Below are 10,156 nucleotides of genomic sequence, written 5' to 3' on the forward strand. Positions count from 1 at the left end.
AATGGCACAAAAAAAGAGTGGTTTAGGTAAAGGACTAGATTCTCTTATTGCTGATAAAGTTAGTAATAAAACAAAAATAACAGAAGAAACAAAAGTAAATTCTAATGAAGGGATTAAAGTTCCTATTAATAAGGTTGAACCAAATAAAACACAACCTAGAAAAGAATTTGATGAAGATGCTCTTTTAGAGTTATCGGAATCTATAAAACAGTATGGAGTTTTACAGCCATTACTTGTTCAACAAAGAGATGGTTTTTATGAGATTATTGCTGGAGAAAGAAGATGGAGAGCTGCAAAAAATGCAGGACTAAAGGAAGTTCCAGTAATCATAAAAAATTTATCAGAACAAGAAATTGTTGAAATTTCATTAATCGAAAATATTCAAAGAGAAAATCTAAATCCGATTGAAGAAGCTTTAGCATATAAAAGATTACTTCGAGAATTTAATTTGAAACAAGATGAAGTTGCAGAAAGAGTATCGAAAAGCAGAACTGCTGTAACGAATACTATGCGTTTGTTAAAGTTAAATGAAAAAGTACAACAAATGATAGTAGATGAAATGATTTCAACGGGACATGCTAGAGCATTATTAGGAATCAGTGATTTAGAGATGCAGTATACTGTTGCTCAAAAAATATTTGACGAAAAACTAAGTGTTAGAGAAACAGAAAAATTAGTTAAAAAAATTCAGAATGGTGAAGATGAGAAAAAACAAAATTCTGAAAATAAACTAGATGAAAAATTAAGAATTATTTATGCTGACTTAGAAGAACAAATGAAAGGTATTTTCGGAACAAAAGTCAAAATAAATTCAAAAAATTCAGATAGTGGAAAACTTGAAATAGAATATTATTCTCAAAGTGAATTAGAGAGAATAATAGATATTATTAGAACAAATGTTCAGTAAGAAGAAATAACTAGGAGATTATGATGATAGAAAGATATATTGGAATTAATACAGATTATGTTGTAATTGGATTAGCAGGAGTAATGCTTTTGTTTTTTATTATTATGATTGCTAATTTAGTTCAGATTTCAAAGTTAAAGAAAAAATATAAGGCTTTTATGGAAGGGCAAGATGGTAAAACTTTAGAGGATACATTGATCAAAAGACTAGAACAGGTTGATACATTAATTCAGAAGAATAAGAAAAACGAAAGAGATATTGATGTATTATATAAGAAGTTTGGTGTTACTTTCCAAAAAGTAGGATTAAAAAAATACGATGCTTTTAACGAAATGGGTGGAAAACTAAGTTTTTCTCTATGCTTGTTAAATGAAGTTGAAGATGGTGTAATTATAAATGCAGTTCACAGCAGAGAAGGAAGTTATACTTATGCTAAAGAAATAATTGGAGGAAATTCAATTTTAGAGTTGTCGAAAGAAGAACAGGAATCTTTAGATATTGCAAAAGGACTAATTAAAGATGAAGCTTCTTAATTAAGGAGAAAGTAATGAACAAATTTTTAAAGTCAATTGGTTTTTCTGATTTTAATAGAGAAGATGTAGAAAAACTGATAAAAAAAGTTGATAAAGATGCTCAGATTATTACTTTCTGTAAATTAATAGACAATACAGAATACGAAGAGAAAGAATTCGAAATAGCTGATAATATTGGAATAAAAGTATGTGGATATTATAGAAAAGGAACAGATGAGTTTGTCCCAGAGTATTATTTTCCTTTTTTAAATGGAACTAATATCAGTACTAAAGAAAAAGTTGAGTTTGAACGTTATTACGATAAAGAAGCATTATGTGGAATTTGTGATGAGGTTCGAATGGGTGTGACGTTAATTTTTTATGTTCAAAACATGTTGAGTTGTACAGAATCAATTAAAGAAAAAAGAAGTTCAAAAGGTACATACTTAGCTGGGCTTGCTGAGAGTGGAAGGATACTTTTACCAATAGTACAGAAAAGTAAGAAGAAGGCAAGTATAAAAAATAGTAGTGAAACTATAAGAGATGATTTGATTGCAAAAGCTCGAGAGGGAGATGAATCTGCTGTTGAAGATTTAATGCAAAGCGAGATTGATACATACTCAAATTTGACCCAGAGGGTAAAAAGTGAAGATATTTTATCAATCGTTTCAACATCAATTATCCCATATGGTGTTGAACCAGATATTTATAATGTTTTAGGAAATATTGTTGCTATAAGAAAAGAAGAAAATTCTATTACAAAAGAAAAAATTTATGTGATGAAAATTGAGGCAAATAGGATAATATTTGATCTTTGCATTAATGAAAAAGACTTGTTGGGTGAACCAAAAGTTGGAAGAAGGTTTAAAGGCAAAGTTTGGTTACAAGGCAGAGTTTGTTTTAGCTTTGGTCTTTTCAAATCAGAAAAAATGTAGTAAAATAAATTAGTGGCGATAGGTTACAATTTATACGTCTTCGTAGCTCAGTTGGATAGAGCGCTCGCCTCCTAACCAAAAGGTCGGTGCTCGGAGCCCGTATAAATACGGCACTTGTGAAAACTCGACTGAGTGAGTGTGAGTGAGTAAAACTAAATAGGGATAACAAAGAATATCATATATTCTTTTGTTTATAAGTCCACGTAGCTCAGCTGGATAGAGCGCTAGCCTCCTAAGCCAGAGGTCGGAGGTTCGAATCCTCTCGTGGACGCTATGAGGAGCCTATTAAGACTCCTCATTTTTTATGCGCTCCTTTATATTGTTCAGCCTTCTCTTATCAGTTAAAGAATAATGTGCCTCATTTGTTTGAACCTCATGTCCTAAAATCAGAGCTCTGTCAGATGGAGATAAACCTATTTCAATGAGCCTTGAATTAAAAGCCATACGAAAAGCATGATTGTTTGTAGGAATACATCCGAGTCTTTTGCATCGTTTCCTTAAGTTGTGAACATATCCATCTGTTGGAACCATGTTTGAGCAATTGCTATCATGAAAAAGATAAAGAGAATCACCGGGAATAGCCTTTGCTAAACTTATAACGCGTCTTGCCTCATCAGTTATTGGGATAAAACGACCATTATGAGGATGTAAGCGTTCATCCTTCGTGTAACCAACCTCTACAAGATTATTGTGATTCCCTTCGCGGACCTTAATCTGTTGTCTGTGAACATGGATGAAATCATCATTTACATCATCGACATGTAATGCAGCTAATTCACCTGCTCTCATGCCTGTTTCTTTTGCCAGAAGAGACATTAATACTCTTGGGTTGTCCAGATATTTTTCAGCGTCCGCAGTTATAATTGAAAGTTCTTCAGATGAAAATGCTTTTTCTTCATCAGTTTTGACTTTCTGATCACACTGTTTGTAATAGTCCTGAGCCTCAATATAACGCACTGGATTATCAAAGCATATCTTTTTCTTAATACCATAATTAAAAACAGCCCCAAGTGATTGAAGCATTCTCTTGATAAAGTCAGGTTTAGGATTGTTTGGGAGAAGATTGGAAACAATAAATCTTCTGATGTCTTCATCAGTTATTTCGTTGATATCCTTCTCAAGAAGTTGCTGTGGAACATGTTTGAAACGATTTCTATCTGTAACAATGGTTTTATCACTTCTATTTAAGCAGGTCTTCTTATAGTCCATAAACAATTCAAATACCTGACCTAAGGTCTTTGCTTTATTATCTTCTTCATAATAGAAATCATAAAGCTTTTCTATTAGCTTATCTTCTGTACTTGATGTGATCTCCTTTCTTTTGGAATCAACATATACGTAAGTCTTGAAGCATCCGTTTTTCCAACTCTTGCTTGGAGGCAACTTAAAGATTGCTCTGGAATGCTTAGACTTAACATAGTTACGTTTTGCCACTGTAAGCATGTCATTTACCTTGGCGCTTTCCATACCACAGCTAAATAATAGCTGTAAATCCCTCATCCGTAAAGTAGTATTATCATCAAGAATGATTGGTCTATCGTCATTAATATTTTGTAAATTCAATAGTTTGGCTCCTTTTTTACATAAAAAAAGCAACCAACAACAGCAACCTTCCAAAAAAAGTTTTTTGGTTAGTTGCTGTAATTGGTTGCTACATTAGTAGTTGCGATTATTTAGTTGTTAAATGGTATTTCCATTTGTTCGGGAGCTTCTATAAAGCCATCATCCGAAATGGAATCATTCTTCCTTCGCCATGCACGGACTCGTCCATATTTGGATACAGTTCGCGTTCCGACCGCCTCCCAATCAGGATTGTGATGCATAATTTCAGATATTTTGTTAGAATCACTTTTCTTCAGCTGATCATATTGAGAATATCCAAGAGCCTCATATGCGAGCATTTTCACGCATACATATTTCTCATGAGTGTTGGAAAGGAAGAATTCTATCGATTCCTGATCATTATCTTCAGGAGTAAATCGTTGCTGATACTTAGCCAGTTCAGAATCAAGATGTTTTGGAAGGGTAAGAGAGAAATTGCCGCTTCGGTAGATTTCCATAACTTCTGCCCAAACCTGTAATATATAGTTTCTGGAGTATTCCTCATCAGCAAGAATGTGCACCTCTGCCTTATCTCCATGAGTCTCAATAGGAATGATTCTCCTGTTTCCACTCTTATCCATAGGAAGAATCTCAAGCTTATTTGATGTTCCTCCAAAGACGCACTGCCTCTTAGGATCCTTGGGATGCTTAGCATATGGTGTACGATAGGTGTCCATTTGGCGGCTCAAGAAACTTTTAATATCTTCATCATGCTTGGAGTTAAGCATTGTAAGCATTTCAGCCATTTCAATGAACCAATGGCTTTGAAGCTTTACTACAATCTTTTCATCATCAAGTCTTCTTAAATCATCTGAAAACCATTCATCCTTAATTGCAAGGAATCTGAAAAACGTCGATTTGCCAATACCCTGATCACCTACAAGGCATAAAAAAATTTCAAATTTGCATCCGGGAGAAAACACTCTGCTAACTGCACCTAGCAAGAAAATCTTCAGGGATTCTGTAACAAGTTCAGTTTTTTCAACACCATAAAAATGAGTCAACATATTTTCCAGGCGAGGCTTTCCATCCCATACCAGACTGTTAAGAATATCTCTGATAGGATGATACCTGTTTTCATTAGCCACGATTGGAATAGCCTTTTCAAGCGCACTGTTATAGCTAATTCCATAGTTTTCTTCTATATAAAGAGCTATATATGCCATATCAGTGTCATCCAAAGTATCTTGTTCACGTTTCCATCCAAGATCTCTAACAACATCAATTCTCCCGGTAAATTCATTCAGTCGAATTGCCCCAATAAAAAAAGGATCCTCTTTCAGAATCCTTACGACATTTGACAAGGTTGCTTTTGGGTTTCCTTTATCATTTAGTTCAAGCGTTTCTCTAAGACTTTCAACCGGTAATAGTTCTTTACCTACCTCATCTAGTTGCTCTTTGCTGAGCATTGGTAATTTCTCGTTCATATTTGCTAATTATCTCCTCTCTGTTTTTGTAAATTTCAAAAATATCATCGTCGTTACCGAAATCAATGACTTCCAGAAGATAGCCAACTTGATCAATAAACTTAACAGCGGCTATATATCTTTTATCGATGGTTCCGGCGTTCCATTCATCTTCTGATGGTGCATATTCAAGATTCCAGTAATGGAAAGTTCGAAAAAAATCAGACAGTTTCAATCGAAACTGTCTGATTTCTTCTGCATAAGCACGTCTCACTTTATTTTCATGTTCTTTAGCTTTGGCTAGGCGAATTCTTGCATTACGTTCTTTTGCTGATTCTTTCCTTTGGAAATCAACAGCCAAATTAAAATCTTCAGCAATTTTAATTGCAGCATCTATAGTTCTCAGACCAAACATCTTCGCTACAAAGTCAACTGTATCTCCATCTTCTTGACAGCCAAAACAATGAAATCTTTTATCAAGTTTCAAACTGGGATGTCTGTCATTGTGAAATGGACAACAGGCCATTCCGTTAAGATTGACATGAACTCCGTAGTACTCAGCCGCCTGCCTGGCTGTTACGTTTTCACGAATAACATCGAAATTTCCCATCAGCGCTCCTCCATATCTTTTCTCTTGTTTTTAGAAATAATATTTTTGGAAGAATTGCTTCTATTAACTTCACTTTTGGTTTGTTGAAGTCTTGCTAAAAGAGATTCTTTTGCTGTTTTTATGATTTCAGTTTTGTTTTTTGATTTCACATCTGGAGAATTTAAGACGCTTATGACTCTTTCAAGAAGAATGGCTTTGTTACAAGCAAGCTTATCTATAATCACATCCAAAACTTTCTTTACAAGAGTCTTATGCTCCTGAGAATTCTTTCGTTCAGGTGCTGTAAACCATTTTTGATAAGCACTGATAATCTCTATATCTGATTTGACAGTCTCTTCTTTGACGGTGTCAGTAACGACTTCGCATGCCTTTTCATATGCTTTTTCAGCGACATCATCAGCCAAAGCATCAATATCGGATATTTTTAATAATTGATTCTCAATATAAGCAGCATTTGCAGCTATCTCTTCATGCTGCTTGGCTATAATGAAGTCATTTTTTTCCAAATGGGTTTTTCCCTCCAACGGAACTTCCTCAATCGTAATGCCATGCTTTTCAGCAATGCCGATGAATAAAGATCTGATCTTTGCATCAAAAGCCATCTTCCGATTATTGTGTTTGCTTTGTTTTTTAGCAGGATCAGGTCTTTCGAACCCAAGGACTTCAAGTGCTTTATCTTGTTTTGGAAAACTCATTCCGTAGTTATCATCAGCAAAGAAAACATGTCGTTCATGAATGTGAGGTGTTCCTTCATCCATGTGAAGTGCCCAATCTAAAATTTTGATATTTGAGCCATATAACTTTTCAATTTCTTGGATTAGTTCAGCTACGACCTTGGTAAATAAAGCTGGATCTTCATGACCATCTTTCGTGCCAAGCTGATAAATAGTTTCTTCAGGACATGTTTTAGGATCTTTTAGAATAGCCTCTACTTCACGAATTCTTTCAGTGTGTCTAGATTTACGATGTCGCTCATTTTGAGCATCAATGGAATCCAAAAACTTGTTTTCATAGAAAACCCGTTCAATTTCATCGAAGTTATACTTCCTTTCAGGACGGTTCCCATTTTCATCAGCGATATTAAATCCCTGATAGCAATCCCAGTAGACATTCATAAAACATCTGTCTCTGTCGATGTGATCAGCATTATCCAAGTCAAAGGATCTGTCATTATGCCCGGCTTTAAAAATTCCCTCCTTTCCTTTTCTGCCGTTGTGTCTTGTTGCTCTTACTTTTTTCATTTCTTTCCTTCCTTTCTGCCACGAAAAAAGGAACCGGTTTTATCCGATTCCTTCTTAAATCTAGTGGCTAAAAATATTAATTAGTTGCTTTGGATTTCCGGCGAAGCCGCACCTGTTCTAAGCGAAGCGCGACAGGATATAACCCAATACAATGTGTCGCATGCAACACATCATTGGGCCAAGGTTGCACCTTGGATTTGCCCATGCGCTTCGCCCTGGACCCGACGAGATGTATGTCTCTGTTTAGCTACGGTCGTTGCAATATATGCGCAACGGCACGTTGTAAACTTTCGACCATACATCCCGGCAGGAGTCTTACTCCCGCACCCTTGCGTAAGGCTCTGCCTTTACAATCCGTCAAAGAGCTGCGCCCTCTGAACACCGCTCTAATTAATTATTCGTATGAAAATGGTAGTACCCTCATTTTCATAGCAAATTGCATCAGAGCTACTATTTTTCATAGAAATAATCCTTGTTCTGATGCAAATTTGCACCCATTATGCTAATATTGCTTTGTATCAATAATCAGAAAGGACTGCTGCAAGGATGGGTGAATACTTACCTGGAAATCTTCAAGAGCGACTTAGAGAACTTCGAGAAGCGAACGGATACAAAAGCAGGGAAAAGCTTGCCGAGGTAATAGGAGTTAATAAGACCACTTATAGCCGAATAGAAAACGGGTCAACTAAAACTATCAGCAGTGATATTTTGCTAAAGTTAGCAGAACTTTATAAAGTTCCGACTGATTATATTCTTGGACGTATAGATACTCCTGAAAACACTGGATATGATATTAAAGAGCTTGGATTATCGGTGGATGCTGCCAAAAATCTTTATTCAGGAAAAGTTGATCCCCGAGTTGTGAATGAACTTCTTATCAATGACAAGTTCGCAATGGCTACAAAAATGATGTCCACATATTTTTCAGGAGCTGTGGCAGGGCTTATAACAACGCAGAATAAATTGTTGGATTTTTCTTATGATATTTTGAATGAGTTAACACAGACAGGGAAGATTCCAAATGATAAAGAAATACAACAGTCCAAAAAGAAACTAAAGGCAGCCAAGTTGCCTTCAGGACATGTGGAACTTGACAGAATTCAAAGACAGCTTATGGCTTCTATCAGAGAAATAAAAAAGAAAGTGGTTGATGAAGTTGCAGAATATGAAAACAACCATGATCTCTTGGAATATGAAATAATCGAGAAAGTTAAAAAAGAAGCCTTAGCTAATCCTGATATTAAAAACCTTCCGGAAAATGAAAAGATTATTGTAATAAAGAATGCCGTTATTAAAGGAATTAGGATTAATAAAAATATAAGTGATGAAAAGATGGAGGAGATAGAACTGCTGATTGATCAGACGGTTTCTTTGTTGGTGCAGCTATGGAAAGAGAAATGACAAATGCAGATGAAATTGATAGCCGCAACAGAAGGCTTTGTGAACTTGTAAAACAAAATAACCTTTTTGCACAGACAGAGATACTTATCGTAAATGAAGGACTTATAACTCAGCTTGCAAAGAGTCTGGAGATTACCCACGACATAGACATAAACCATTATGCAGGAATTGAGTTGGATGATCTTCTCCAGGAAGGTCGGTTTGCTTTACTTGAAGCAGCTAAGAGTTATGACCTGAACTCTCGGACTAAGTTTTCAACATATGCTTACACAGTAGCTGGAAATGCTATGCGTGACTTATGTAGGAAGGGAGACTCGTCCTTTGAAAGGCAACTGGTTAATCACGGCATTGTCCAGGTATTTCTGAATGATAATCCTGTTGATGAGGATGGTGTTCCGGAAGCAGAAAAGATTTCTGACGGAAGAATACATGATCCAGTAGGTGATGAAGCGGTGCTTCGTGTCATGATTCAAAAGATGCGAAACCGCCTTGAACTACTACCGGCTCGTGAACGCAGACTTCTTATGTATCGCTACGGTATAGAGTCTCTTGAATATAAGACAATCGAAGAAACAGCAGCTTTTTTCCATCTGACAGAGAAATATTTGCAGATTATAGAAACAAGGGCACTTGGAGTTTTGCGTGATGGGATGAATGATGGAAAGATACTCTAAATATAAAAATGAAAGGACGTTATGTTATGTCTAATGAAGTAAATAGTGCTGATATTTTACTTTACGAAGATGCTGATACCAAAGAGTTTGTCAGTGTTATTTTCAATGAAGATAATTTTTGGTTATCTCAGCTAGGAATGTCTGAGTTATTTGGTTGTACTCCAGAAAATGTTATTCAGCACCTTAATAATATCTATGAAGAAGAGGAATTGGTTAAGGAGGCAACTACTAAGAAATTCTTAGTAGTTCGAAAAGAAGGAAATAGAAATGTTCGTCGAAACATCGATCATTATAACCTAGATGCTATAATCGCTGTTGGTTATCGTGTAAACTCAAAGAAGGCAACCAGGTTTCGTCAATGGGCTACTAAAACATTAAAGGAATACATTACAAAAGGTTTTGTAATTAATGATGATATGATGAAAAATGGTCGGGCATTTGGGAAAGACTATTTCGATGAATTATTGGAAAGAATTCGCGAGATTAGAGCCAGTGAACGCCGAGCATATCAGAAAATTGCGGATGTATTTGAGCAATGTAGTTTATAAAGTTATACTTATTTATGTACAAAAAATATTAAATAAAAATGTACAAATGATATGATATATGAGTTAAACAGGAGGAACTCACAATGATTATAAAATCAGATATCATATCAGATTTAAAGATTGAATCAGTTAATGATTTATATAAATTAAAACCATTTATGGAGGAAGGCATTTTGAAAGTAAATAAAAGCCAAATAAGCAGAGAATTAGGTATAGATCGTAGAACCGTAGATAAATATATTAATGGATTTGAAAAATCAAAAACCCGTAAATGTAATAACTGTATTACACCTTTTTATGATGTAATTAAAGAGTTATTG

The 10,156-nt window shown here is 35.2% G+C and carries 10 protein-coding genes, 1 tRNA gene and 1 pseudogene; 8 read left to right on the forward strand and 4 right to left on the reverse strand.

All coding sequences use genetic code 11. The features are described 5' to 3' along the window. The first annotated feature begins 1 nt into the window (after nucleotide 1). The 4 genes from BLV79_RS11005 to BLV79_RS11020 all read left to right on the forward strand — a co-directional run bounded on the left by BLV79_RS11005 (nucleotide 2) and on the right by BLV79_RS11020 (nucleotide 2,625). Complete coding sequence (locus BLV79_RS11005) at nucleotides 2-907, forward strand: ParB/RepB/Spo0J family partition protein (protein WP_074718949.1); 906 nt, start codon at nucleotides 2-4, stop codon at nucleotides 905-907. A 23-nt stretch (nucleotides 908-930) separates the two neighbouring features. Beyond that, complete coding sequence (locus tag BLV79_RS11010; RefSeq protein WP_074718951.1) at nucleotides 931-1,440, forward strand: DUF4446 family protein; 510 nt, start codon at nucleotides 931-933, stop codon at nucleotides 1,438-1,440. A gap of 14 nt (nucleotides 1,441-1,454) precedes the next feature. Next, a complete protein-coding gene (locus BLV79_RS11015; RefSeq protein WP_074718953.1) occupies nucleotides 1,455-2,354 on the forward strand; it encodes a DUF3881 family protein in 900 nt (299 codons plus the stop codon). Between the two features lie 197 nt (nucleotides 2,355-2,551). After that, nucleotides 2,552-2,625: transfer RNA gene (locus tag BLV79_RS11020), tRNA-Arg, on the forward strand. A 14-nt stretch (nucleotides 2,626-2,639) separates the two neighbouring features. Here the strand turns inward: BLV79_RS11020 and BLV79_RS11025 are convergent. The 4 genes from BLV79_RS11025 to BLV79_RS11040 all read right to left on the reverse strand — a co-directional run bounded on the left by BLV79_RS11025 (nucleotide 2,640) and on the right by BLV79_RS11040 (nucleotide 7,213). Then, nucleotides 2,640-3,917: a tyrosine-type recombinase/integrase gene (locus BLV79_RS11025; RefSeq protein ID WP_074718955.1), complete on the reverse strand. Its 1,278-nt coding sequence runs from the start codon at nucleotides 3,915-3,917 to the stop codon at nucleotides 2,640-2,642. Nucleotides 3,918-4,027: 110 nt separating this feature from the next. Next, nucleotides 4,028-5,365, reverse strand: coding sequence for a virulence-associated E family protein (locus BLV79_RS11030; RefSeq protein WP_074718965.1), 1,338 nt, complete (start codon nucleotides 5,363-5,365; stop codon nucleotides 4,028-4,030). After that, the gene (locus BLV79_RS11035; RefSeq protein WP_242871464.1) at nucleotides 5,340-5,888 is read right to left on the reverse strand and encodes a CHC2 zinc finger domain-containing protein; all 549 of its coding nucleotides are present in this window, start codon (nucleotides 5,886-5,888) and stop codon (nucleotides 5,340-5,342) included. Before BLV79_RS11035 ends, BLV79_RS11030 begins: the two co-directional genes overlap by 26 nt. A gap of 83 nt (nucleotides 5,889-5,971) precedes the next feature. Then, entirely contained in the window at nucleotides 5,972-7,213 is a 1,242-nt protein-coding gene (locus BLV79_RS11040; RefSeq protein ID WP_074718959.1) for a hypothetical protein, read from the reverse strand. A gap of 546 nt (nucleotides 7,214-7,759) precedes the next feature. Here BLV79_RS11040 and BLV79_RS11045 point away from each other — a divergent pair. The 4 genes and pseudogenes from BLV79_RS11045 to BLV79_RS11060 form a co-directional block, all read left to right on the forward strand. After that, on the forward strand, nucleotides 7,760-8,614 hold the full coding sequence (locus BLV79_RS11045; RefSeq protein WP_074718961.1) for a helix-turn-helix domain-containing protein: 855 nt from the start codon (nucleotides 7,760-7,762) through the stop codon (nucleotides 8,612-8,614). Continuing rightward, nucleotides 8,599-9,288, forward strand: a complete 690-nt coding sequence (locus BLV79_RS11050) for a sigma-70 family RNA polymerase sigma factor (protein WP_074718963.1) — start codon at nucleotides 8,599-8,601, stop codon at nucleotides 9,286-9,288. Before BLV79_RS11045 ends, BLV79_RS11050 begins: the two co-directional genes overlap by 16 nt. 8 nt (nucleotides 9,289-9,296) lie before the next feature. Beyond that, entirely contained in the window at nucleotides 9,297-9,836 is a 540-nt protein-coding gene (locus tag BLV79_RS11055; RefSeq protein WP_242871465.1) for a virulence RhuM family protein, read from the forward strand. An 83-nt stretch (nucleotides 9,837-9,919) separates the two neighbouring features. After that, nucleotides 9,920-10,156, forward strand: a pseudogene (locus BLV79_RS11060) (helix-turn-helix domain-containing protein); the annotation flags it as partial.

The sequence above is a fragment of the Lachnobacterium bovis DSM 14045 genome, assembly GCF_900107245.1.
Lineage (GTDB): Bacteria > Bacillota > Clostridia > Lachnospirales > Lachnospiraceae > Roseburia > Roseburia bovis.

Bases quoted from the DNA above. Each gene is read 5' to 3' on its own strand.
- BLV79_RS11005 (WP_074718949.1), top strand. From the start codon at position 2: ATGGCACAAAAAAAGAGTGGTTTAGGTAAAGGACTAGATTCTCTTATT.
- BLV79_RS11010 (WP_074718951.1), top strand. From the start codon at position 931: ATGATAGAAAGATATATTGGAATTAATACAGATTATGTTGTAATTGGA.
- BLV79_RS11015 (WP_074718953.1), top strand. From the start codon at position 1,455: ATGAACAAATTTTTAAAGTCAATTGGTTTTTCTGATTTTAATAGAGAA.
- BLV79_RS11030 (WP_074718965.1), bottom strand. From the start codon at position 5,365: ATGCTCAGCAAAGAGCAACTAGATGAGGTAGGTAAAGAACTATTACCG.
- BLV79_RS11035 (WP_242871464.1), bottom strand. From the start codon at position 5,888: ATGGCCTGTTGTCCATTTCACAATGACAGACATCCCAGTTTGAAACTT.
- BLV79_RS11040 (WP_074718959.1), bottom strand. From the start codon at position 7,213: ATGAAAAAAGTAAGAGCAACAAGACACAACGGCAGAAAAGGAAAGGAG.
- BLV79_RS11045 (WP_074718961.1), top strand. From the start codon at position 7,760: ATGGGTGAATACTTACCTGGAAATCTTCAAGAGCGACTTAGAGAACTT.
- BLV79_RS11050 (WP_074718963.1), top strand. From the start codon at position 8,599: ATGGAAAGAGAAATGACAAATGCAGATGAAATTGATAGCCGCAACAGA.
- BLV79_RS11055 (WP_242871465.1), top strand. From the start codon at position 9,297: ATGAAAGGACGTTATGTTATGTCTAATGAAGTAAATAGTGCTGATATT.